Below are 24196 nucleotides of genomic sequence, written 5' to 3'. Positions count from 1 at the left end.
AGGGCCGCGGCGGGCCGCCTACGGGCAGCCTGCTCAGACGGTGTGTGCGTCCGCCGCCGTGAGGGCCTCGTCGAGGGCGGCCAGACCCTCCTTGGCCTCGGCCTCGGTGACGGTGCAGGCCGGGACGACGTGCGTGCGGTTCATGTTCACGAACGGCCACAGCCCGCCGCGCTTGCAGGCCGCGGCGAACTCCGCCATCGGGGCGTTGGCGGCGCCCGCCGCGTTGTACGGCACCAGCGGCTCGCGGGTCTCCTTGTTGCGGACCAGGTCCAGGGCCCAGAAGACGCCCAGGCCGCGGACCTCGCCGACGGACGGGTGCCGCTCGGCGATCTCGCGCAGGGCGGGGCCGATGACCTTCTCGCCGATCTCCGCGGCGTTCTCCACGATCCGCTCCTCGGCCATCGCGTTGAGCGTCGCGACGGCGGAGGCGCAGGCCAGCGGGTGCCCGGAGTACGTCAGACCGCCCGGGTAGGGGCGGGTGTCGAAGGTGGCGGCGATCTCGGCGCTGATCGCCACGCCGCCCAGCGGGACGTAGCCGGAGTTGACGCCCTTGGCGAAGGTCAGCAGGTCGGGGGTGACGCCGAAGTGGTCGGCGGCGAACCACGCGCCGGTGCGGCCGAAGCCCGCCATCACCTCGTCGAGGATGAAGACGATGCCGTACCGGTCGCAGATCTCGCGGACGCCGGCGAGGTAGCCGGGCGGCGGGACCATGATCCCGGCGGTGCCGGGGACGGTCTCCAGGATGATCGCCGCGATCGACTGCGGGCCCTCGAAGGCGATCGTCTGCTCCAGGTGCGCGAGCGCGCGCTCGCACTCCTGCGCCTCGTTCTCGGCGTGGAAGGGCGAGCGGTAGAGGAACGGGCCCCAGAAGTGCACGACGCCCGCGGAGGCGGTGTCGGAGGGCCAGCGGCGCGGGTCACCGGTCAGGTTGATCGCGGCGGCGGTGGCGCCGTGGTACGACCGGTAGGCGGACAGCACCTTGGCGCGGCCGGTGTGCAGCCGGGCCATGCGGACCGCGTTCTCCACGGCCTCCGCGCCGCCGTTGGTGAAGAAGATCTTGTCGAGGTCCCCGGGGGTGCGCTCGGCGATCAGCCGCGCGGCCTCGGACCGTACGTCCACGGCGAAGCCCGGCGCGAGCGTGCACAGCTTCGCGGCCTGCTCCTGGATCGCGGCGACGACCTTGGGGTGCTGGTGCCCGATGTTGGTGTTGACCAGCTGGGAGGAGAAGTCGAGGTAGCGGTTGCCGTCGTAGTCCCAGAAGTACGAGCCCTCGGCGCCGGCGATCGGCAGCGGGTCGATGAGGCCCTGCGCGGACCAGGAGTGGAAGACGTGGGCGCGGTCGGCGGCCTTCACGGCGGCGCCAGCGGCAGGGCCACCGGCAGCCGCGGCGGCGGCGGAGGCAGCGGGATGCGTCGTGGTCACGGTCAGTACCTCGGATCGGGTCGCTCGGGTCCGCCGGGGGATGGGCGCGGCGAACGCCCTCAGCCTAGGGATCACGGCGCTCCGACCGGTACCGACAGTCTGTATGGCCCGCACCACGCGCACGGACAGAGTGTCTACGGACTGGAGGAACCTCCAGGGCCGCCGGCACCGTCCGCGGGGGTGGCACCGGCGTGGCCGGCCCGGGCGCGCACCGCCGGGAACGCCGTCCGCAGCTCCCGCCCCCACCGCCCGGCGGCCAGTTCCGGGCGGAGCGCGCCGAGGCCGCCGGCGTACGGCGGGAAGGCACCGGGCCGTACGCCGTGGCCGTGCAGCACGTCGTCCGCCCGGCCTGGGCCGCCGGCGGTCCGGGTGCGGACGAGGACGAGCCCGCCGTCGGTCCGCAGCGCGCGGCCGGTCGCCGGGTCCCGGCACACCAGCGCCGCGTCGCAGGTGACGCGCTGCCCGGCCGTGACGAAGGTGGCCCGGACGTGGTCGGTCTCCAGGGAGCGGCGCAGGTCGGCGGGGACCGTGAGGCCGTATGCGCGGGCGAGTACGGCGGTGAGGAAGCCGCGCGGGCCGGCGCCGAGGGCCGGGTCGCCCGGCAGCAGCGGCCGGCGGTGCTTGACGGTCCCGCCGCGCCGCCCCGGCAGCTCGACCTCGAACTGCCGCTCCCCGGTGTCCTCGTAGAGCCGCTCGCGGATCGTGTACCGCGGCCCGGCGCCGCGCCGATGGCCGTGGAAGGACCGCAGGTCGGGGGTGTCGTAGTAGACGGAGCGGGAGCGGAACCAGCGGCGCCCGTTGACGCACAGCGCGTTGAACGGGCCGCCGGCGGCGCGCCGGTCGGTGAGTTCCGCGGCGAACCGGGCGAAGACCTCGGCCGGAACCAGATACCCGCGGTCGACGCGGACGGGCAGCTCGGCGCGCGCCTGGAGCCCGGCGAGCGGTACGGGGCGCGCCGCCATGGCGGCGCGGGCAAGGGCGCGTACGGCGGGGATCACACGGTCTCCTTGGCAGGCGAACGGGGACGGGAGCGTGCGGAACCGGGAAGTGCGCCGCGCCGTGGGGACACGGCGCGGTACGCGTTCTACGCACACCGGACGCGGAAAGTTCCGGGACGCGGAAGCAAACCTCCACCACCGTCATGTCCCGGCCACCGGTGGCCAGTTGGCACGGCTGGTTCGACACCCCGCCGGACCGCCGCGCCGCCTGCCGGTGGCCGGCCACCCCTGGATATCCTCACCGCGGAAGAGGGACCACGGGCAGGCGGGTGTGCGGCGCCAGGGTTTCCTCGCCGCCCGCAGGACGCATTCGGGGGGAAGGGCGACGGATCGTGGAAGAGCCAAGACATGCGGGACAGCAGGTGCGTGGGGGACGGCTGGGCGGGCTGGCGCCTCTGGGGCCGCGGGATCCACGGCGGATCGGCGCGTACCGCCTGATCGGGCGGCTCGGTGAGGGCGGGATGGGGCGGGTGTTCCTGGCTCGTTCCGATCGTGGCCGCACCGTCGCGGTCAAGCTGGTGCGGGCGGAGCTGGCCGACGAGGAGGAGTTCCGGGCGCGCTTCCGGCGGGAGGTGCGGGCCGCGCAGCAGGTCGGCGGGGAGTGGACGGCGCCGGTGCTGGACGCCGACACCGAGGCCGAGACGCCGTGGCTCGCCACGGGCTACATCGCCGGCCCGTCGCTGCAGCAGGTCGTCGGCAGCGGTCCCCCGCTGCCGGAGCGTACGGTGCGGATCCTGGCGGCCGGGCTGGCCCGCGCGCTGGGGTCGATCCACGCCGCCGGGATCATCCACCGCGACCTCAAACCGTCGAACGTGCTGCTCACCATCGACGGACCCCGGGTCATCGACTTCGGTATCGCGCGGGCGCTGGAGGGCGTCGCCGGCAACGGTGTGACGCGTACCGGCGCGGCGGTCGGTTCGCCCGGCTTCATGTCGCCCGAGCAGGTGCGCGGTGAACCGCTCGGCCCGGCCTGCGACGTCTTCTCCCTCGGCTCGGTGCTGGCCTACGCGGTGACCGGGCGGCAGCCGTTCGGGACGGCCGAGAGCGCGGCGCACGCGCTGATGTTCCGCGTCGCCGAGGAGGCCCCCGATCTGACCGCGGTGCCGGAGGGGCTGCTGGGGCTGATCACCGCCTGCCTGGCGAAGGACCCCGCACAGCGGCCCACCCCGGAACAGCTGGTGGCCCTGGCGGAGGACGGCGTCGACGCGGGCCGGGGCGCGGACGAGGAGCCGTGGCTGCCGGGGGCGTTGATAGCGCGGCTGGGCCGGCACGCCGTGGAGCTGCTGGAGGCGGAGAACCCGCAGACGGAGCTCGCGCGTGCGGAGGAGGGACGGGAGCACGGGGCCGGCCCGATGGGCGCGACGGGCCCGGCGCCCGCGGCGGACCCGGTACGCGGGGCGGCGAGTGGGGCGGACCCGGTACGCGGCCCGGCGAGCGGGGCGGACCCGGCCGGTCCGGTGCCGGCCGCGGACGCGCCCGGCCTCCACGCCCTCCCCACCACCGTCTCACCGACCCCCACGCCCGGCCGCACCCCGCCGCCCTCCCCGGTACCGCTCGGTTCGCACGGTTCGCTGCCGCACGGCCCGACCCCGTACGCGCCCCACGCGCCCCACGCGGTGCAGGGGCACCACGCGGTGCAGGGGCACCACGCCCACTACGCCCCGGCCCCCGCTGCCACTGCCGCCACCCCCGCCTCCCGCCGCCGCGGCATCGGCACCGCGCTGCTCACCGTCGTCGCCCTCGCGCTCGCCGGGGCCGGCGCGGCCACCGCGTACAGCCTGCTGACGGACGGGGGCGACGGCGTGCGGGCGGAGGACGGGCGCGGCGGCGGGAACGAGCGGACGTCGGCGCAGTCCGCGGCGACCGGCGGGATCCCCCCGGAGTATCTGGGCACCTGGGAGGCCACGGTCGGCGATTCCGGCATCGACGTCCGGCGCTTCACCCTCGTCCAGGGCAAGACGGGCGCCACCGTGCTGACGATGACGGCCACCGGCGCCAACTACCGCTGCGAGTTCGCGGCCACCCTGGCCAGTGCGGGCCCCCCGGTCCGGCTCGGCCCGTCCACGGTGGTCTCCGGCCCGGCCGACAGCTGCAGCCGCGGCGAGTCGAGCACCCTGGACATGGTGGGTGGCAAACTGCGCCGCACCTTCGACGACGGCAAGGCCCTGTCGTACGGGAGGGCGCGCTGAGCCCGGGGCACCGGGACGGGGGCCGGGACGGGCGATCGCTGCTCCGTCGTGACCATCAGCGCACGTAGTTCTTGAGGATCTCCGTGTCGAGGGTGATACCGACCGGACCGGGGAGGGTGACCTGCTCACCGAACGGGGCCCGGTGCACATCGAGGTAGCAGCCCCGCTCCGGGGCGGGGCTGGTGTGGACGACGAGCTCGCAGCGGTCGCGGTCCACGAGGAGGTGGACGGGGATGCCCGCGGCGGCGTAGGCGGCCGGCTTCTCCTGCCGGTCGCGGCGTTCGGTGTCCCCGTCGTACGAGGTGACCTCGACGGTCATGAGAACGCCCTCGGGGTCGGCCCACTCACCCTGGCCGGCGAAGTGCGCGACGGGGGCGAGCGAGCCGTCCGGGCGGGCCCGTCCCTTGCGGTACTGACCGACCTTCAGCCCTTGGGTCGGGTGAAGGTCGAGCTCCGGGCGGCCCTGCATGCACTGCCTGATCAGCCACATGACGATCGTCTCGCGATCCCCGTCCGGCACGCGCTTCTCCTCGATCCGTCCGTCGATGAACTCCAACGTGACGGTCTCGGGCGCGGCGGAGGCGATCTGCTCGAAGTCCTCCACCCGCATGTGGGACGCGCGCTCGGCCACAACCGTCATGCTGCACTCCTTTCGAGAGGAAGGCCAGTGTTGCCGGGCCCGGACGGGCCGGGGCATGTTCCGCACCGGATCACTCGTTCGAGCACAGCGCGCAGCGGCCACGCGCAGGGGCCCGCGCGCCGTCGTCGCCGACGGTGCGCGGGCCCCTGGGGTGAAACGGTCCTACGACAGGAACGAGTTGATCTCGATGGTCTCGTCGCGGCCGGGGCCGACGCCGATGGCCGAGATCGGGGCGCCGGACATCTCCTCCAGCGCCTTGACGTACGCCTGGGCGTTCTTCGGCAGGTCGGAGAACGACTTCGCCTTGGTGATGTCCTCGGACCAGCCGGGCAGCGTCTCGTAGATCGGCTTCGCGTGGTGGAAGTCGCTCTGGCTGTACGGGAGTTCCTCGACGCGCTTGCCGTCGATCTCGTACGCGACGCAGACCGGGATCTGCTCCCAGCCGGTCAGCACGTCCAGCTTGGTGAGGAAGAAGTCGGTCAGGCCGTTGACGCGGGTGGCGTAGCGGGCGATGACCGCGTCGAACCAGCCGCAGCGGCGGTCGCGGCCGGTGGTGACACCGCGCTCCCCGCCGATCCGGCGCAGCGCCTCGCCGTCCTCGTCGAACAGCTCGGTCGGGAACGGGCCGGCGCCGACGCGCGTCGTGTACGCCTTGAGGATGCCGATGACGCGGTTGATCTTCGTGGGGCCGACGCCGGCACCGGTGCAGGCGCCGCCCGCGGTCGGGTTCGACGACGTCACGAAGGGGTACGTGCCGTGGTCGATGTCCAGCAGCGTGCCCTGGCCGCCCTCGAAGAGGACGACCTTCTCGTCGTCGAGCGCCTTGTTGAGGATCAGGGTGGTGTCGGCGACATAGCCCTTGATCTGGTCGGCGTAGCCCAGCAGCTCCTCGACGACCTGGCCGGCCTCGATGGCGCGGCGGTTGTAGAGCTTGGTCAGCAGCTGGTTCTTGACGTCGAGCGCCGCCTCGACCTTCTGCTGCAGGATCGACTCGTCGTAGAGGTCCTGCACGCGGATGCCGGTGCGGTTGATCTTGTCGGCGTAGGTCGGGCCGATGCCGCGGCCGGTCGTGCCGATCTTCCGCTTGCCGAGGAACCGTTCCGTCACCTTGTCGGTGGTGATGTTGTACGGCGTGATCAGGTGCGCGTTGCCGCTGAGCAGCAGCTTGGACGTGTCGACACCGCGCTCGTTGAGTCCGCTCAGCTCGGAGAGCAGGACCGCAGGGTCGACGACGACACCGTTGCCGATGACCGGGGTACACCCCGGCGAGAGGATTCCGGAAGGGAGAAGGTGCAGCGCGTACTTCTGGTCGCCGACGACGACCGTGTGGCCGGCGTTGTTGCCGCCCTGGTAGCGCACCACATAGTCAACGGACCCACCGAGCAGGTCGGTGGCCTTTCCCTTGCCCTCATCACCCCACTGAGCACCGAGCAGCACAAGTGCGGGCACAGGCGTACACCCCTTCCGGGCGGGGCATGTCCAACGTGCGTGGATGACGCCTGCGTGCGTGTTCACGCGTCCGTCATCGCAAGAGCCGTTGTACCGGTGCCCCGGAATAGACGAAGCCCCTGGCGCAATAGCGCAAGGGGCTCTTGCACCGAGATGCTACCTGAGGAAGGACCGAGGTGTCGGCGCAGCCTTCTGGGCACTCTCCCGTGGACTCCGTTCGGGGGCACCCCCTGCTCGTGGTCATCGACCCGGTGGCCCGCAGTACGGACGGCGAGTCCGTGCGCATCGCGAAGGATGTCCTGTGTGCGGGGGCGGGAGCGAAAATCTGCCTGCCGGAGGGGCCGGAGGAATTCGCCCGGGCCCTGGCGCGGCGGGGGCAGCGGCGGCCGGTGGTGATCGGCGACGACCGGGCGCTGCTGCGGGTGGTGAGCCTGCTGGACAAGCAGCGGCAGCTGACCGACGTACCGGTCTCGATGGTCCCGGTGGGCGCGCCCGCCACGGTCGCGCTGAGCCGTGCGCTGGGCGTCCCCACCGACACCGTCACCGCCGCGCGGACCGTCCTGGACGGCGGCGAACGGTCGATGGACCTGCTCAGGGACGACAGCGACGGCATCGTGCTGGGCGCGCTGCGGATCCCCTGCGCGGCCGGGGGCCACGACGCCGTGCGGCACCTGCTCGGGCCGCAGGTGCCGCGGCCGGCCGCGCCCCGTGACCCGGTGGAGGTGCGGGCCGCGACGGAGGTCCGGGGCGGTGCCGCGGCGGGCGAGGCCGGCGCTCCCCGGCCGTGGTGGCGCCCGGCGGCGCGGACCGCCCGTACGGCACTGGCGCTGCTGGCGCCGGCGGCCGGGCGGCGGGCCCGGGTGCCGGCCCAGCGGCTGCGGATCGAGGCGGACGGGGTGCTGCTGGCGGATCTGGACCGACCGGTGCGCGGGGTGTCGGTGGTGCCGGGCGCCCGGCCGGCGTCCGGTGGCGGGGCCGGGGCCGGCGGTGAGCTGGCCGAGGTGGTGGTGCACTGGGCCGGGGAGGCGCGGCCGGTGCGGGCCCGGGCCCGCGCGGTGACGGTGTCCGGTGCGGACTTCCACTATCGGGCGGACGCGGTCGTCGGCGGCCCGGTCAGGACCCGTACGTGGACCGTGCAGGCGGGCGCCTGGCGGCTCCAGCTGCCGCACAGCGGCTGAGCGCCCGCCGGGCCGGCCGTCACGCGGCGGGGGCCGGTCGACCCCCCTAGTCGTCGTACGCGGTGCGCAGCTGGTCGCGGTGGTCGCGCCAGCGCTGGAGCATGCCGGCGAGTTCCTTCTGCATGAATTCGAAGAAGGCGAGCGTCTCGGCGAGCCGGCGGCCGGCGGGGGTGGTCTCGCCGAGGCCGGTGACGCCCTCGCGCAGGGTGTTCTCCCACCGGGTGAGCATGTTGTCCCGGCGGGTCAGCGCCTCGTACCACTGGTCGTTGTGCACGCGGTAGCGGTCGCGGCGGGAGCCGGGCTCGCGCTCCCGGCTGACCATGTCGACCTGGGAGAGGTAGCGGACCGCGCCCGAGACGGCGGCGGGGCTGACCTGGAGGCGCTCGCTCAGTTCGGCGGAGGTCAGCACCCCGGAGTCGGAAGCCAGGAGGCAGGCGAAGACCCGGGCCGGCATCCGCTGCATGCCGGCGTCGACGAGCTGCGCGGCGAATCGCTCGACGAACTGGGTGAGCGCCCCGTTCGCGGGCTCCTCGCGGGCGTCCTGGCGGGTGTCGTCGGTCCGGTCCGCGCTCTGCTGTTGCTGCTCGCTCATATCCGCATCATCTCCCCTGATCAGAACCTCCCATCCCAACTTTATACGGTTTCTTAACTTCACAAATTTGTGAAACTACCGTAGCTTCGTAAGCATGACCACGGCATGCGCTTCCGCTCCCGCCATCCAGGTGGACGGTCTCCACAAGTCCTTCGGGCGCACCCACGCGCTGGACGGCCTCGACCTCACCGTCGAGGCCGGCGAGGTGCACGGCTTCCTCGGCCCCAACGGCGCCGGGAAGTCCACGACGATCCGGGTCCTGCTGGGCCTGCTCCGCGCCGACCGCGGCACCGCCCGCCTGCTGGGCGAGGACCCCTGGCACGACGCCGTCGCGCTGCACCGCCGCATCGCCTACGTCCCCGGCGATGTCACCCTGTGGCGCAACCTCTCCGGCGGCGAGGTCATCGACCTCTACGGGCGGCTGCGCGGCGGACTCGACGGCGCGCGCCGGGCCGAGCTGCTGGAGCGGTTCGAGCTCGACCCCACCAAGAAGGGGCGGACGTACTCCAAGGGCAACCGGCAGAAGGTCGCCCTGGTCGCCGCCTTCGCCTCCGACGTCGATCTGCTGATCCTCGACGAGCCGACCTCCGGCCTCGACCCGCTGATGGAGGAGGTCTTCCGGACCTGTGTGGCCGAGGAGCGCGACCGGGGCCGCACGGTCCTGCTGTCCAGCCATGTGCTGTCCGAGGTCGAGGCGCTGTGCGACCGCGTCAGCATCATCCGCAAGGGGCGGACCGTCGAATCCGGTTCCCTGGGGGAGCTGCGGCATCTGACCCGCACCTCGGTCATCGCCGAACTCGCCGGACCACCGGGGGTCCCCCCGGCGGCAGCCGGGGGAGGGCTGGCCGCGCTGCCCGGGGTGCACGACCTGGCCGTCCAGCCGATCACTGGCGGCCGGGGACACCGGGTCAGGCTGCAGGTCGACACCGACAAGCTCGACGCCGTGCTCCGCTCGCTCGCCGACTCCGGCGTCCGCAGCCTCACCAGCACCCCGCCCACCCTGGAAGAGCTCTTCCTGCGCCACTACCAGGACGACGTGCGCGGTGCCGTACGGCGTGACGCGGCGGCCGCCCGATGACCGCGGCCGCCGCCCACCTCCCCGCCCGCGCCGCCGGCCCGCGCCATCTCGCCGGCACCGGCGCCCTGTTGCGGCTCGCGCTGCGCCGCGACCGGGTGCTGATCCCGGTCTGGGTGCTGGCCCTGGGGCTGACCGTCGCCGCCATGGGCTCGTCCTTCGAGGCGCTGTACGGCACCGCCGCCGCGCGCGCCGAACTCGCCGGCTCGATGAACGCCAACGGCTCGATGCGCGCGCTGTACGGGCCGGTCCTCAGCGACTCCCTCGGCGGCCTGGTCGCCTGGCGGATGGCCGGCTTCGGTGCCGTCCTCGCCGCGGTGATGAGTCTGCTGATCGTCGTCCGGCACACCCGCGAGGAGGAGGAGACGGGCCGTCAGGAGCTGCTCTCCGCCGCCATGGTCGGCCGCCGCGCGCCGCTGACCGCGGCGCTGCTGGCGGCGTTGCTCGCCGACGTCGTGCTCGCCGCGCTGATCGCCGCGGGCCTCGCCGCGTCGGGGCGGCCGGCCACCGGGTCGCTGGCCCTCGGGCTGGTCATCGGCTGCACCGGCATGCTCTTCGCCGGCCTGGCCGCCGTCGCCGCCCAGCTCACCGAGAGCGCCCGGATGGCCAAGGGGCTGACCGGTGCGGTCCTCGGCCTGGCCTTCGTGCTGCGGGCCGCGGGGGACGCCGCCACCGCGGACTCCTCGTCGCCGCTCACCTGGGTCTCGCCGATCGGCTGGGCGGAGAACCTCCGCCCGTACGCCCGGGAACGCTGGTGGGTCCTGCTGCTCTTCGCCGCGGCGGTCGCGGTGGCCGTCTGCGCCGCGTACGCCCTGACCGCGCGCCGCGACCTGGGGATGAGCTTTCTGCCCGCCCGCCCCGGGCCGGCCGCCGCGCCGCGCACCCTGGCCGGCCCGTCCGGCCTGGCCTGGCGGCTCCAGCGCGCCACCCTGGCGGGCTGGAGCGCCGGCTTCCTGTGTGCGGGCGGGATCTTCGGCGGGATCGCCAAGGGCGCCGCGGACCTGGTCGGCGGCAATCAGCAGACCCGGGAGATCTTCGAGCGGATGGGCGGTGAGCAGGGGCTGACCGACGCCTTCCTGGCCACGATGGCCGGCATGCTCGGCATGGTCGCCTCGCTCTACGCGGCAGGTGCGGTGCTCCGGATGCGGGCCGAGGAGACCGGTGACCGCGCGGAGCCCGTACTGGCCGGGGCGGTGGGCCGGCTCCGCTGGGCCGCCGGCCACCTGGTCCTCGCCTACGCCGGCACCGCCGCCGTCCTGGCCTGCGGCGGACTGGCCCTGGGCGTGAGCTACGGCCTCTCGGTCGGCGACCTCGGCGGGCAGCTGGGCCCGGTGCTGGCCGCGACCCTCGCCCAGGTCCCCGCGGCCTGGACGCTCACCGGCGTGGCGGTCCTCGCCTTCGGCCTGCTGCCCAGGGCGACCCCCGCGGTGTGGGCGGTCGTCGGCGGCTGTCTGGCACTGGGCTGGCTCGGCCCCGCCCTCGCGTTCCCGCAGTGGGCGATGGACCTCTCCCCCTACAGCCATCTGCCCAAGCTCCCCGGCGCCGAGGCCACCGCGGCCCCGTTCGTGTGGCTGCTGGCGCTCTCCGCCCTCTTCGCCGCCGCCGGCCTCGCCGGTTTCCGGCGGCGCGACATCGGCTGACCCCGCACGGCGGCACCCCGCCCGGTCGCGGTTTCACGTGAAACCGCGCGACCGCCGCCCCCTGCGTACGCCGCCGGAGCCGTAGCGGACTCCGGCGGCGTACTCCCGCCGCTCTCCGGGACCCCGCACTCTTGTCCACAGGCTGTGGACGGCGGGGCGCCCGCACACCTCACCCGCCGGGCGTCACCAGCCGCGCCTCGTACGCGAACACCGCCGCCTGCGTCCGGTCACGCAGGCCCAGCTTCACCAGGATGCGGCTGACATGGGTCTTCACCGTGGATTCGGCGACGACGAGATGTCCGGCGATCTCGCCGTTCGACAGGCCCTGGGCCACCAGCACCAGGACCTCGGTCTCGCGCTCGGTGAGGTCGGCGATGCGCTCCTGCGCGGGCGCCCTGGGGGTGCCCAGACGGGAGAACTCCGAGATCAGCCGCTTGGTGACGGTGGGGGCGAGCAGCGCCTCGCCGGAGGCGACGATCCGCACGCCCTCGGCGAGCTGGCCGGCCGAGGCGTCCTTGAGCAGGAAGCCGCTGGCTCCGGCGCGCAGCGCCTGGTAGACGTACTCGTCGAGGTCGAAGGTGGTCAGCACCAGGACCTTGGCCTCCGCGTCCGCCGCGACGATCTCGCGGGTCGCGTCCAGGCCGTTCATCTCCGGCATCCGGATGTCCATCAGCACCACGTCGGGCTTGAGGACCGCGACCTTCTGCACCGCTTGGCGGCCGTCCACCGCCTCGCCGACGACCTCGATGTCCGGCATGGCGTTGAGCAGGACGGAGAAGCCCTCGCGGACCATCACCTGGTCGTCAACGATCAGTACGCGGATCATGACCTGCTCCCCCCGGACGTGGCCTCCCCGGCCGTCTGCGACACCGGGATGAAGGCCGCGACCTCGAAGCCCCCGTCCTCGGTGTGGTCGGCGGTCATCTCGCCGCCCAGCATCTGCACCCGCTCCCGCATGCCCAGCACCCCGTGGCCCGCGCCCGGGGACGGCTTGGCCAGCCGGCTCGCCGGGCCGTTGACGATCCGCAGGCCGATGCCGCCCAGCACGTAGGAGATCTCCACCCGGGCGTCGGCGCCCGGCGAATGGCGCAGCGCGTTGCTCAGCCCCTCCTGCACGATCCGGTAGGCGGACAGCTCCACGCCCTGCGGCAGCGGCCGGGGCGCCCCCGTGATCACTGCTTCGACGACCAGTCCCGCGCCGCGGACGCTGTCGAGCAGCGATTCGAGGCTGGCCAGCGTCGGCTGCGGGGCCTCCGGGTCGCGCTCGGCGAACGCGTCCGGGTCCTCGGAGCGCACCACGCCCAGGATGCGGCGCAGTTCGGTGAGCGCGGCGACGGCGTTCTCCCGGATCGTCGCGAAGGACGTGGCCAGCTCCGGCGGGGTGTTCTCCACCCGGTACGGGGCGGCCTCGGCCTGGATCGCGATGACCGACATGTGGTGGGCGACCACGTCGTGCAGCTCACGGGCGATCGTGGCGCGCTCCTCCAGGAGCGTGCGCCGGGAGCGCTCCTCGGCGGAGGCCGTCAGGGTCTCGACGACCTGCCGGCGCTCCTCGCGCCAGGCCCGGACGGCGGCGGCGGAGATCAGCACCACGCCGCTGAAGACCGCCACCGGCGGCAGGTCACCGACATTCCGCCCGATGAGCGTGGTCACGACGGCCGCCACCGCGAAGGTGACCAGCCACATCTCCACCGCCAGCCGCGGCCGGGTGCGCAGCACCACGAGCGTCATCACGGCCAGCAGCGTCATGAAGGAGCCGCCGCTGAAGGCGCTGGCGTACGAAGAGATCAACGCGTTGCCGAACACCGACAGCACGAACGCCGCCAGCGACAGCCAGTAGGCACCCACCGGACGCAACAGCGTGAGCGCCGGCCCGGCGGCGATCATCACGGCGAAGCCGACGCTCAGCAGGCCGCGCACCGGGCCGGTCTCGTAGCCCAGGCTGAAGCAGGCCAGGAAGACGCAGGCCGCGAAGAAGCCGACGGCGCAGTGCGGCAGCCAGCGGACCCCGCGACGGATCCGCTCCGGCAGCCAGGGCACCCACCGCGACACCTTCGCGTCCTCCAGCGGCGGCATCGGGCGGAAGGCGAAGGCGTCGACGATCAGGTCCTGGCGCAGTCGGTGGAACGCCCCGTGGGCTATCCGGGCCTCTGAGCGCAGAGTGCTCTGCGTCTGGGTCGTCTGGTTCACGCTGACAACGGTAAGCAAACGACGAACCGGAGGCGTCCTCACCAGTGGGGATCTGTGAACCTCCGTCTCAAGTACTACGCGGTGGGCGCAGCAGGGCGAGGAGCGCGGCGAAGCCCGGCGTACCGGGTGTGACCGGCGCGTAGTGGCCCACGCCGGGCAGCTCGCGCAACGTGGTGGTTTCCGGGCTCGCGGCGGCGTAGCGGCGGGAGAGGTCCGGCGGGACGTCCGGGTCGTCGGTGCCGTGCAGGATCGTGACCGGGACACCCACGGGCGGGTGGCGGACCGGGTCGGCGGCGGCCAGCCGCGCGGCGAAGCCGGGGCCGGTGCCGAGGAGCTCGGCCACCGCCCCGTCGCTCAGGCCCAGTTCGTGGGCGCGCGCGAGGTCGGCGACCGGCGAGACGGCGATCACCCGGCGCACCGGGGTGCCGGGCCGGGCGGCGGCGAGCAGCGCGAGGTGCCCGCCCGCCGAGTGCCCGACCAGCACCACGTCCCGGCGGCGGTCGCCCGCCGCCGCCTCGACCGCCGCCGCCACGTCCTCGAAGGTGCGCGGAGCGCCGCCGCCCGCGCCGACCCTGCGGTACTCGGCGAGCGCGACCGGCAGCCCCTGCCCGGCCAGCGCGGCGGCCAGCGGCGACAGGTGGCGGCGGTCGTAGGCCGCGCGCCAGAAGCCACCGTGCAGCAGCACGACCAGCGGCCCGGAGGCCGCCGCCCCCGCGCCGCCTTCCGGCCGCGGCCCGTACAGGTCCACGACCTGGTCCGGGTGCGGCCCGTAGGCCGTCGTGCGGTCCGGCGCCACCGGGGCGAGCCCCAGCAGCGCCGTCTCCTCGTCCGCGGCACTCACCCGCCGGCCACCGCCGGTCCCACCTCGGGCAGCGCCCCCAGCACCTCGCCGAGCACCCACGCCGCCCGCTCCGCGTCCGCGAAGGAGGTGTAGAGCGGGGTGAAGCCGAACCGCAGCACGTCGGGGTGGCGGAAGTCGCCGACCACCCCGCGCCGGATCAGCTCGTCCATCACCTCGCCCGCCCCGGAGCAGCGCAGCGACACCTGGCTGCCGCGCCGCCGGTGGTCCTGCGGCGTGACCGCACGGGCCCGGCCGGCCGGTACGTACCCGGCCACGCACTCCAGGAAGAAGTCCGTCAGGGCCAGGCTCTTGGTCCGTACGTCCTCGATGGCGACCCCGTCCCAGACCTCCAGCGCGGCCTCCAGCGCGAGCAGCGACAGGATGTCGGGGGTGCCGACGCGGCCGCGCAGGACGCCGTCCGCGGGGGCGTACGAGGGGTCCATGGCGAACGGCTCGGCGTGCGAGTTCCAGCCGGGCAGCGGCGACTCGAACCGCTCCTGGAGGCTCTCGCGGACGTACAGGAAGGCCGGCGAGCCCGGCCCGCCGTTGAGGTACTTGTACGTGCAGCCGACGGCCAGGTCGACGTGGTGGGCGTCCAGGCCGACCGGCAGCGCGCCCGCGCTGTGGCACAGGTCCCAGACCGCGAGCGCCCCCGCGGAGTGCAGGGCGTGGGTGATGCCGGGCAGGTCGTTGAGCGCGCCGGTGCGGTAGTCGACGTGGTTGACCAGCGCCAGCGCGGTGCGCTCGGTGACCTCGTCGGCTATCCGCGCGGGCTCCACCGGCCGCACCGCGAGACCGGTCATCCGGGCCGCGGACCGGGCGATGTAGCCGTCGGTCGGGAAGGTCGTGGCGTCGACCAGGATCTCCGTGCAGCCCTTCCCGGCCATGCGGACGCCGCCGACCACGGCCTTGAAGATGTTCACGCTGGTCGAGTCGCCGACCACCACCCGGCCCGGGCCCGCGCCGATCAGCGGCGCGATCTTGTCGCCGACCCGCTCGGGCGCGGTCCACCAGCCGGATTCGGTCCAGGAGCGGATGCGCAGCTCGCCCCACTCGCGGTGGAGGACGTCGGCGATCCGGTCGGGCACCGTGCGGGGCAGCACGCCCAGGGAGTTGCCGTCGAGGTAGACGTCCGGCAGGCCGGTCGCCGGGTCGGTCACCGTGTCGAGGACGAAGCGGTCACGGAGCGCGGCGAGCGGATCGGCGGCGTCCAGCTCCCGGGCGCGGCCCGCGAACGGACGCTCCCCGAGGGACCCGGCGGCATCGGCGGTCCCGGGGACACCCGGGGTGTAGGGGGTCTCAGACATGGCTGCGCGCCGTCCAGAGCTCGGGGAAGACGTTTTTGCGGGCCCGCTTCTCCAGCCAGGCCACGCCCGCGGAGCCGCCGGTTCCCATCTTCGCCCCCATGGCCCGCCTGGTCGCGACCAGATGGTCGTTGCGCCAGCGCCAGACGAGTTCGGCGACATCGGTCAGCGCCTCGCCGAGCCGGACCAGCTCGGAGTCCTGCGGGCCGGTGTAGACCTCGGCCCAGGCGGCCTCGACGGCCGGGTCCGGCTCGTAACGCAGCGACGGGTCCCGTCGCAGCACGGCCTCGGGGACGGCGTAGCCGCGACGGGCGAGCAGCCGCAGCACCTCGTCCCACAGGCTCGGCTCCTGCAGGGCCTTCTCCAGCTCCGCGTGCTCACGGGGCGCGCCACGGTGCGGCACCAGCATGGACGCGGACTTCTCACCCAGCAGGAACTCCAGCCGGCGGTACATCGCGGACTGGAATCCGGAGCCCTCGCCGAGCGCGCTGCGGTAGGCGTTGAACTGCGCCGGCGTCAGCTTGGCGAGCGGCTTCCAGGCGGCGTTCAGCGCCTCCAGCTCGTAGGTCGAGCGGCGCAGCGCCTCCATCGCCACCGGCAGGTCGTCGCGGCGCAGTGCCTCGGCCGCGGTCCGCCACTCGTGCACGATGACCGTGAACCACAGCTCCATGACCTGGGTGGTGACCAGGAAGACCATCTCGCCGGGGTCGTCGGAGAGCGGGTGCTGGAGATGGGTGAGGACCTCGGCCTGGACGTAGTCCTCGTACGGGGTGGTACCTGCGAAGTCGAGGTTCGGGGTCTCAGGCTCCTGAGCCCCGCCGGTTACCTCGTGGGACATCGCTGTCTCCTCGAAACGTACTCCGGGTAGCGGTCCGCCCCTGCCGTGCCGGCACGGGGGCCCCGGTCCCCACCGGGCATCTTCCGCAATGGTCCCCGGAGAAGGCAAGGCCCGCCCGGTCAGCCGACCAGGCGGGCCCGTGCCGCTCAGGAGAGGGTGTCGGCCGCGGTGGGCGAGGAGTCGCGCAGGAAGGTCGTGCAGCGCTCGTACTCGGCCTGCTCGCCGATCGCCTGGGCGGCGCGGGCGAGGGCGTGCAGCGCCCGCAGGAAGCCGCGGTTGGGCTCGTGCTCGAACGGCACCGGGCCGTGGCCCTTCCAGCCGGCCCGGCGCAGCGAGTCCAGGCCGCGGTGGTAGCCGGTGCGGGCGTAGGCGTACGACTCGACGACCCGCCCCTGCGCGTACGCGTCGTCCGCGAGCTGCGCCCACGCCAGCGAGGACGTCGGGTACTTCGCGGCGACATCGGCCGGCGCGGTGCCCGCGGCGAGCAGCTCGCGCGGCTCCGGATCGTCGGGCAGATGGGTCGGGGGCGGTCCCCCGAGCAGGTTTTCGTGAATGGCCATGGTCCCAGTCTGCCTGGTCGCGCCCGCGGAACGGGAGCGGCTACCGCTCCGCCCTCGGGTCCTGCTCGCCCGGGTCCAGCGGCGGCGCACCCACCCCGCAGTGGTACGTGCACTCCGGGTGGCAGCGCCGCGCGGGCTCCGGCTCCGCGGCGCGCAGCGCCCCCGTGCGAACCGTCAGCCAGGCGAGCAGCGCACCGGCCAGCAGCACGCCGGCCAGCAGCGGCATGGCCCGCCGGAAGGCCGCCGCGAACTCGTCCGCCGAGCGGTACGCCTCCGGCCCCATCCCCGCCAGCAGCGGCAGCGCGGCCACCGCCACCAGCCCCGCGGCCCGCGCCGCCGCGTTGTTGATACCGCTGGCCAGGCCGGCCCGGTCCACGTCCACCGACGCCAGCACCGTGGCGGTGAGCGGCGCCACCAGGGTCACCATCCCGGCGCCCAGCACCACCAGCGCGGGCAGCACATCGGTGAGGTACGACGCGGCGGGGCCGACCCGCAGCATGAGCAGCATTCCGGCGGCGCACAGCAGCGGGCCGACGGTGAGCGGGATGCGCGGCCCGAGGCGCTGTCCCAGCTCGCCGGAACGGGCGGACAGCAGCAGCATCAGCACCGTCGTGGGCAGCAGCGCGGTGCCGGCGCGCAGCGCCGAATAGCCCGCCACGACCTGCAACTGGAGCACGGCCAGGAAGAAGAAGCCGCTGAACGCGGCGTAGACGCACACCGTCACGCCGTTGATCGCGGAGAACAGCCGGATGCGGAGGATCGTGGGCGGCAGCATCGGATCCGCCCGGCGCCCCTCGACGCGTACGAACGCCACCCCCAGCAGCACGCCGAGCACCGCCGGCACCACCACTCCCGGGGAGAGGCCCCCGCCCGACGCGGCGATCAGCGCATAGGTCACCCCCGCCAGCGCCAGCGCCCCCAGCACCGCACCCGGCACGTCGAAGCCTCCGCGGGCCTCGGCGTCGTGCCGCCGGGTCTCCGGTACGTGCCGCAGCGCCACCGGTACGCACACCGCCGCCAGCGGCACGTTCAGGAAGAACACCCAGCGCCAGCCCGCGCCGTCCACCAGCCAGCCGCCGACGAACGGGCCGATCGCCGCGCCCACCCCGCCCAGCCCCGACCAGGCGCCGACCGCCCGCGCCCGGTCGTCGGGGTGGAAGACCGCCTGGATCAGCGCCAGCGAGCCGGGCGTCAGCAGCGCCCCGCCGACCCCCTGCAGCGCCCGGGCCGCGATCAGCACCCCGGCGTTCGGTGCGAGCCCGCACGCCAGCGAGGCGGCGGCGAACCAGACCACGCCGATGACGAAGATCCGCCGCCGGCCGTACCGGTCGCCGAGCGCGCCGCCCAGCAGGATCAGTGAGGAGAGCGTCAGCAGGTAGGCGGTCACCGTCCACTGGAGCACCGCCAGGTCCGCGTCGAGGTCCGCACCGATCTTCGGCAGCGCGACATTGACGACGGTGCTGTCGAGCAGTGCCATGCCGGAGCCCAGCACGCTCGTCGCCAGCACCCAGCGGCCCTGCGCCGAGGCCAGCCGTACGCCTCCGGGAACGGGGGTCTCGTGCGGTGCACCCATAGGGTGAGCTTGCCCGGTGACGGGGGTCCGTGCACGGCAGAGCCCCGCACCTCGGAGGAGATGCGGGGCCGCGGAGCCCGTACCGGACGGACTACTTGATCTTGGTGCCGGTGGAGCGCAGGTTGGCGCACGCCTCGGTGACCCGCTTGGCCATGCCGGCCTCGGCCAGCTTGCCCCAGCTGCGCGGGTCGTAGGTCTTCTTGTTGCCGACCTCGCCGTCGACCTTCAGCACGCCGTCGTAGTTGCGGAACATGTGGTCCGCGACGGGGCGGGTGAAGGCGTACTGGGTGTCGGTGTCCAGGTTCATCTTGACCACGCCGTTCTCCAGCGCGGTGGCGATCTCCTGCTCGGTGGAACCGGAGCCGCCGTGGAAGACGAAGTCGAACGGGGCGGACTTGCCGTACTTGGCGCCGACGCCCTCCTGGAGGTCCTTCAGCAGCTCGGGGCGGAGCACGACGTTGCCCGGCTTGTAGACACCGTGGACGTTGCCGAAGGAGGCGGCGAGCAGGTAGCGGCCCTTCTCGCCCAGGCCCAGCGCCTCGGCGGTGCGCAGCGCGTCGTCAACGGTGGTGTAGAGCTCGTCGTTGATCTCGTGCGTGACGCCGTCCTCCTCGCCGCCGGTCGGGGTGATCTCGACCTCAAGAATGATCTTGGCGGCGGCGGCCTTGGCGAGCAGCTCCTGGCCGATGGCCAGGTTGTCGGCGAGGTTCTCGGCCGAACCGTCCCACATGTGGGACTGGAAGAGCGGGTTCAGGCCCTTGGCCACGCGCTCGGCGGAGATGTCCAGGAGCGGGCGGACGTACCCGTCGAGCTTGTCCTTGGGGCAGTGGTCGGTGTGCAGCGCCACGGTGATGTCGTACTTCGCGGCCACGACGTGCGCGAACTCGGCGAGCGCGACCGCGCCGGTCACCATGTCCTTGTTGTACTGACCACCCAGGAACTCCGCACCACCGGTGGAGATCTGGATGATGCCGTCGCTCTCGGCCTCGGCGAACCCCCGCAGCGCGGCGTGCAGTGTCTGCGTCGACGTGACGTTGATGGCCGGGTAGGCAAACTTGCCTGCCTTCGCCCGGTCCAGCATCTCGTTGTAGACCTCGGGAGTTGCGATGGGCATCTGTCCGCTCCTTGGGTGTGCGGGTGTGCGTTCTTGGCCCTGACCAGGGCGCGACACTGCGCCGGGCACATCTTCCCAGACTCGGCCGGGAGCTCCACATCGCCTGTCCAGCCGTCATGCGAAAGGGGTGCACCGTTTCACGTGAAACAGTGCACCCCTCAGCAACCTCGCAGGTCAGGCCGGTGCGTGCGCGCCCGCCGGCCTCCCCGGCCGCCCTCAGTCCAGGCCGAGGTCACCGAGCTGGTAGCCCGTGATATAAGGCAGCCCGGCCTCGGCGATCGCCGAGGCGGCCCCGCGGTCGACGATCGTCGCGACCGCGACGACCTCGGCACCCGCCTCGCGGGCCGCCTCGACGGCGGTCAGCGGCGAGCCGCCGGTGGTCGAGGTGTCCTCGACCACCAGCACCCGGCGGCCGGTGATGTCCGGGCCCTCGATGCGGCGCTGCATGCCGTGCGCCTTCTGCGCCTTGCGGACGACGAACGAGTCCAGCCGGCGCCCGCGCGCCGCGGAGGCGTGCAGCATCGAGGTCGCGACCGGGTCGGCACCCAGCGTCAGCCCGCCGACCGCGTCGTAGTCCAGGTCGGCGGTGATGTCCAGCATCAGCTGCCCGACCAGCGGCGCGGCCTCGCCGTCCAGGGTGATCCGACGCAGGTCGATGTAGTAGTCGGCCTCCTTGCCGGAGGAAAGCGTCACCTTGCCGTGCACCACGGCCTTGTCCTTGATCTGCTGCAGCAGCGCGCCGCGCACGTCGTCACTCATGGCCATGAGCTTAGAGCCTGCCCGCGCGCCCCCGCCGGGCCGCTCAGGACAGCTCGCGCCAGCTCCAGGTCATGGAGATCTCCAGCGGGTCGATGGGCGTGACCAGGCGCGGCGCCGTGTTGAGGCCGTTGGGCGGGCCGGACTGCGGCTCGACGCAGACCGCCGCCTCCTGCTCGTCATAGACCACGACCCACTCGGTACGGCTGGTGACCCTCAGCTCCAGACGACCCGGCCAGGTGAGGGTGGCGTCCACCCCGCGCGGCATGCCGAAGCAGTCGTCCCAGGGGCCCGGCCTCGGCAGGATCCGCCGGCCGGTCGGCAGGTGGTCGTCGCCCCGCTCCTCCTGCCACTCGGGCGCGAAGTCGAGGCGTACGTCCGCCCCGTCCCCGAACGCGTTCCGGCGGAACCAGGGGTGCCAGCCGGCCTGCGCCGGGAAGGAGTCGGCGGCCGCCTCGACGCCCATCGTCAGGGTGAGCGAGCCGCCGTCCTCGGCCAGTTCGACGAGGTGGGTGACCCGCCCGGGGTAGGGCCACGGCGCGGCCGGGTCGCTGAGGTCGTAGGTGAAGGCCGCCTGCGTGGCGCTCGTCCGCGCGGTGCGCCAGGCGAGGTTGCGGCCGGTGCCGTGGATGGCGTGCGGAGCGGCGTTCACCGGCATCTGGTGCAGTCGGCCGCCGTTGCGGAACTGCCCGTGGTCGATCCGGCCGCACCACGGAACCATCGGGAAACAGCCGTACTTGGCACCCTGCCGCAGCAGCTCCGTGCCGGCGACGCGGAGACTGCCGACCCGGCAGCCGTTGTCGGGCTGGACGGTCACTTCGGCCGCTCCGGCGGCCAGCCGCACCGGTGCCGTCCGCGGCGCGGGCTGTGTGTCTTCGTCGGTGCTCACGTTCCGACCCTAGCGGTGCGGCACGGCGTACCGGGGAAAGCGGGGACGGCAGCCGGGCCGCGGGTCAGCGGCGGCGGCGCAGTACCCGGCCGACGACCACCGCGGAGGCCAGCACGACCGCGGCGGCCGGCGCCGCCCAGCGCAGGGTGGCCGAGGTGCCGCCGGTCTCGGGCGCGGGGACCGGGGCGTACCGGCCGCGCGGCGGGGCGTGGTCGACCTCCTCCGCGCTGCGCCCGATCATCGTCCGCCGGGCGTGCGCGGCCTCGGCGGGAGCCGCGGCGTCCGCCTCCGGACCGTAGGCGTGCTCGGCGCGCAGCTCGGGCACCCGGTCCTCGGCGACGAGGTCGTCCAGCGCGTCGCCGGTGTCGTCCGGGCCCGCCGGCTCCGCCGCCTCGACGGCGTCCTGGTCGCCGCGCGGGTCCAGGGCGGGCGGCGGCACCTCGGTGTCGAAGACGCCGGGCCGGGCGGCCTCCCCGGCGTCCGGCACCGGCCGCTGCCGCAGGTCCTCCGTCAGGTTCTCCGCGAAACGGTCCAGCAGCCGGCGGCCGGCGGACTCCGCCGAGCGGTCGGTGGCCTCGGCGAGCCGGCCGTCGCCGTGGACCGTGCCGGCGCAGGAGAGCGTCGTGCCGGGGCCGGGCTCGGTGGCCGGCGCGAGCCGGACGGTCAGCGTCAGCGCGACCGCTCCGTCGCCCCGCGCCTCGGTGCCCTTCGCCTCGACGGTCACCGCCGCGTCCGCGCCGTCGTCCCCCGGCGCGCCGTCGCCGGGCCCGCTGACCGTCAGCGAGCCGCGATAGGTGATCGTGGAGCTTCCGATGCGCAGCCGCAGCCGGCCCTCGGGGCGGTGCGGGGCCGCCTCGGCGTCGAGCTGGACCCCCGGGACACAGCGCGCCACCCGCTCGGGCTCGGTGAGCGCCTGCCGCACGGTCCCGACGGGAAACGGAACGTACACCTCATGCTCCATGACATGGGAGCCTACCCAGCAGCCCCGGACCCGTGCCCTCCCACGCACAACTTTCTGCGCACCGGCCCGGTGCCGCGGACCGGCCGGTAGCCTGCGCCCGCCCGGCGCCGCCGCGGCGCGCGTTCAGTCCGGATACCGCGGGTGCATCAGCGTCGACGGCGGCAGGCCGGACATCCGGCACCGCGCCTCCCCCCGCTGCCCCTCCTGCAACTCCTGGAGCGTCAGGCCCGTCAGGACGGGGGCGTCGGGCGCGAGGCCGAAGCGCGGCCGGTGCCGCGCGGCGAGCACGAAGCCCCAGTACTGGAGCGGGGAGGCGGCGGAGGCGTCCGCGGGTGCCGGGCGGGCGGAGTCCACCGGGCGGTCCGGCCCGCCGAAGAAGTCCACCGGCCGGCCCGGCAGGCGGTACGGCACGGTCGCCAGGCCCACCGAACGGATCGTCGCCTCCACCGTCCAGTACGCCCGCGGCCGGGTCACCGGCGGCCCGGCGTGCACCACCAGCCGCCCGTCGTCGGCCAGCATCCGTGCCGCGAGGCCGTAGAACTCCTGCGAGTAGAGCTTGGTGCTGGCGGTGATCCCCGGGTCCGGCAGGTCGGAGACGATGACGTCGTACGGCGCCGGGCGCCCGGCGCGGCCGGACCCTTCCTGCTGCCGCAGCCAGTCGAAGGCGTCGGCGGTGACCACCTGCACCCGGGGATCGGCGAGCGAACGGTGGTTGAGGCGGGCGAGGCCCGGGTCCGAGTGCGCCAACTCCGTGACGCCGGGGTCGAGTTCGACGACGGTGACCGAGCGGACCGAGCGGTAGCGGAGGATCTCGCGCACCGCCAGGCCGTCGCCGCCGCCCAGGACCAGCACCCGGCCGCGCGGACCGCCCGCCATCGCCGGGTGCACCAGCGCTTCGTGGTACCGGAATTCGGTGTCCGAGCTGACCCGCAGCCGGCCGTCGAGAAAGAGCTCCAGCGGCCGGCCGGAACCTTTCCTCCCGTGTCCCGCACCGGCTCCGGCCTCCGTGCCGCCGGTCAGCACCACCTCCTGGATGCCGGTCTGCACCGCGACCCGCGCCGACGCCCCGTACACCGCCCGCCGGGCGGCCCGTTCGAACGGCGCGGCCAGCACCATGCCCGCGGCGAGCAGCACCAGCACCAGGGCGTTGACGCCGAGCAGCGTCCAGCGGGCGCGGACGGTCAGATCGCGGCGGAACAGCCACAGCACCAACGCGCCGCCGGCCACCGCGTTGACCGCGCCGGTGACCAGCGCGCCGGTCAGCTGGCCGAGGCTGGGCAGCAGCAGGAAGGGAAAGGCCAGCCCGCCCACCAGCGCACCGACGTAGTCCGCCGCGAACAGGTCGGCGACCGCACCGCCCGCGTCCTGCCGGCGGACCCGCTGGATCAGCGTCATCAGCAGCGGCACCTCGGCGCCGATCAGCACGCCGAGGATCAGCGAGAAGCCGACGAGCGCGGAGTGCGACCGGCCCAGCCAGGCGAAGCAGGCGTAGAGCGCCATCGCCGAGCAGCCGCCGACCAGCGCCAGACCGGTCTCGACCAGGCCGAAGCCGACCGCCGCCCGGCAGCGCATCCGCTTGGCGAGCAGCGCGCCGACGCCCATCGCGAAGACCATGACGGACAGCACGACCGATGCCTGGGTGACCGAGTCGCCGTCCAAGTACGTTGCCAGGGCGACCAGTTCGAGCTCGTACACCAGGCCGCAGGCGGCGCAGACGAAGACCACGGCGAGGACCAACAGCCGGCCGAGCCCGGCCGGCACGGGCAGTCGCGCCGGCGTCATGGCCTCCGGCGGCCCGACGACACCGGTGAGAACGCGCTCTGACGGGTCGATCATGCCGCGAACGCTACGTGACGCTTCCGTCGCTCTTCGTCACCCACACGTGTGCACTCTGCGGGCCACACGCCCCAGTTGGAGCGCTGTCCGCGTGCACGGGACGGCGGATGTCGCCGCGCGGCACGACCGGCGCACACCACTCCGCTCGCGC

21 protein-coding genes are annotated in these 24196 nt (G+C 74.1%); 4 read left to right on the top strand and 17 right to left on the bottom strand.

Annotation, left to right across the window (positions count from 1 at the left end):
* Positions 1-33 precede the first annotated feature (33 nt).
* Positions 34-1422, bottom strand: coding sequence for an aspartate aminotransferase family protein (locus SL103_RS01155; protein WP_069566918.1), 1389 nt, complete (start codon positions 1420-1422; stop codon positions 34-36).
* A 134-nt stretch (positions 1423-1556) separates the two neighbouring features.
* Positions 1557-2420 carry a VTC domain-containing protein gene (locus tag SL103_RS01150; protein ID WP_069566917.1) on the bottom strand — a complete coding sequence of 288 codons (864 nt, stop codon included), beginning with the start codon at positions 2418-2420 and terminating at the stop codon, positions 1557-1559.
* Between the two features lie 386 nt (positions 2421-2806).
* On the opposite strand from SL103_RS01150, the gene SL103_RS01145 reads away from it, so the two are divergent.
* Complete coding sequence (locus SL103_RS01145; protein WP_069573250.1) at positions 2807-4609, top strand: serine/threonine-protein kinase; 1803 nt, start codon at positions 2807-2809, stop codon at positions 4607-4609.
* Positions 4610-4664: 55 nt separating this feature from the next.
* On the opposite strand, the gene SL103_RS01140 is transcribed toward SL103_RS01145, so the two are convergent.
* Both SL103_RS01140 and SL103_RS01135 read right to left on the bottom strand, forming a co-directional pair.
* Positions 4665-5249: a Uma2 family endonuclease gene (locus SL103_RS01140; RefSeq protein WP_069566916.1), complete on the bottom strand. Its 585-nt coding sequence runs from the start codon at positions 5247-5249 to the stop codon at positions 4665-4667.
* Between the two features lie 162 nt (positions 5250-5411).
* Positions 5412-6698 carry an adenylosuccinate synthase gene (locus tag SL103_RS01135; protein WP_069566915.1) on the bottom strand — a complete coding sequence of 429 codons (1287 nt, stop codon included), beginning with the start codon at positions 6696-6698 and terminating at the stop codon, positions 5412-5414.
* Between the two features lie 206 nt (positions 6699-6904).
* On the opposite strand from SL103_RS01135, the gene SL103_RS01130 reads away from it, so the two are divergent.
* Entirely contained in the window at positions 6905-7876 is a 972-nt protein-coding gene (locus tag SL103_RS01130; protein ID WP_244303812.1) for a diacylglycerol kinase family protein, read from the top strand.
* A gap of 46 nt (positions 7877-7922) precedes the next feature.
* Here SL103_RS01130 and SL103_RS01125 read toward each other — a convergent pair whose 3' ends face one another.
* On the bottom strand, positions 7923-8468 hold the full coding sequence (locus SL103_RS01125) for a GbsR/MarR family transcriptional regulator (protein WP_069566914.1): 546 nt from the start codon (positions 8466-8468) through the stop codon (positions 7923-7925).
* Between the two features lie 94 nt (positions 8469-8562).
* Here SL103_RS01125 and SL103_RS01120 point away from each other — a divergent pair, with 94 nt between their 5' ends.
* Positions 8563-9546: an ABC transporter ATP-binding protein gene (locus SL103_RS01120; RefSeq protein ID WP_069566913.1), complete on the top strand. Its 984-nt coding sequence runs from the start codon at positions 8563-8565 to the stop codon at positions 9544-9546.
* Positions 9543-11183, top strand: a complete 1641-nt coding sequence (locus SL103_RS01115) for an ABC transporter permease (protein ID WP_069566912.1) — start codon at positions 9543-9545, stop codon at positions 11181-11183. Before SL103_RS01120 ends, SL103_RS01115 begins: the two co-directional genes overlap by 4 nt.
* A 169-nt stretch (positions 11184-11352) precedes the next feature.
* Here SL103_RS01115 and SL103_RS01110 read toward each other — a convergent pair whose 3' ends face one another.
* The 12 genes from SL103_RS01110 to SL103_RS01055 all read right to left on the bottom strand — a co-directional run bounded on the left by SL103_RS01110 (position 11353) and on the right by SL103_RS01055 (position 24045).
* A complete protein-coding gene (locus SL103_RS01110; protein ID WP_033268056.1) occupies positions 11353-12009 on the bottom strand; it encodes a response regulator in 657 nt (218 codons plus the stop codon).
* Positions 12006-13325: a sensor histidine kinase gene (locus SL103_RS01105; RefSeq protein WP_079146161.1), complete on the bottom strand. Its 1320-nt coding sequence runs from the start codon at positions 13323-13325 to the stop codon at positions 12006-12008. Before SL103_RS01105 ends, SL103_RS01110 begins: the two co-directional genes overlap by 4 nt.
* A gap of 115 nt (positions 13326-13440) precedes the next feature.
* Entirely contained in the window at positions 13441-14214 is a 774-nt protein-coding gene (locus tag SL103_RS01100; protein ID WP_069566910.1) for an alpha/beta hydrolase family protein, read from the bottom strand.
* Entirely contained in the window at positions 14211-15521 is a 1311-nt protein-coding gene (kynU, locus tag SL103_RS01095; protein ID WP_079145498.1) for a kynureninase, read from the bottom strand. Before kynU ends, SL103_RS01100 begins: the two co-directional genes overlap by 4 nt.
* Entirely contained in the window at positions 15514-16356 is an 843-nt protein-coding gene (locus SL103_RS01090; protein ID WP_069566909.1) for a tryptophan 2,3-dioxygenase family protein, read from the bottom strand. Before SL103_RS01090 ends, kynU begins: the two co-directional genes overlap by 8 nt.
* Before the next feature lie 146 nt (positions 16357-16502).
* A complete protein-coding gene (locus SL103_RS01085; protein ID WP_069566908.1) occupies positions 16503-16916 on the bottom strand; it encodes a DUF3151 domain-containing protein in 414 nt (137 codons plus the stop codon).
* A 40-nt stretch (positions 16917-16956) separates the two neighbouring features.
* On the bottom strand, positions 16957-18489 hold the full coding sequence (locus SL103_RS01080; protein ID WP_069566907.1) for an MFS transporter: 1533 nt from the start codon (positions 18487-18489) through the stop codon (positions 16957-16959).
* 91 nt (positions 18490-18580) lie between these two features.
* Positions 18581-19603, bottom strand: a complete 1023-nt coding sequence (fbaA, locus tag SL103_RS01075) for a class II fructose-bisphosphate aldolase (protein ID WP_069566906.1) — start codon at positions 19601-19603, stop codon at positions 18581-18583.
* A gap of 216 nt (positions 19604-19819) precedes the next feature.
* The gene (gene pyrE, locus SL103_RS01070) at positions 19820-20362 is read right to left on the bottom strand and encodes an orotate phosphoribosyltransferase (protein ID WP_069573246.1); all 543 of its coding nucleotides are present in this window, start codon (positions 20360-20362) and stop codon (positions 19820-19822) included.
* A gap of 43 nt (positions 20363-20405) precedes the next feature.
* Positions 20406-21248, bottom strand: a complete 843-nt coding sequence (locus SL103_RS01065) for an aldose epimerase (protein ID WP_069566905.1) — start codon at positions 21246-21248, stop codon at positions 20406-20408.
* 64 nt (positions 21249-21312) lie between these two features.
* A complete protein-coding gene (locus tag SL103_RS01060) occupies positions 21313-22209 on the bottom strand; it encodes an SRPBCC domain-containing protein (protein WP_069566904.1) in 897 nt (298 codons plus the stop codon).
* A 123-nt stretch (positions 22210-22332) separates the two neighbouring features.
* A complete protein-coding gene (locus tag SL103_RS01055) occupies positions 22333-24045 on the bottom strand; it encodes a polyamine aminopropyltransferase (RefSeq protein WP_069566903.1) in 1713 nt (570 codons plus the stop codon).
* Between the last annotated feature and the right edge of the window lie 151 nt (positions 24046-24196).

It is taken from the genome of Streptomyces lydicus, from assembly GCF_001729485.1.
GTDB lineage: Bacteria > Actinomycetota > Actinomycetes > Streptomycetales > Streptomycetaceae > Streptomyces > Streptomyces lydicus_D.
The sequence above is the reverse complement of the archived record's forward strand: the minus strand, read 5'-3'. Positions and strand labels throughout refer to the sequence as shown.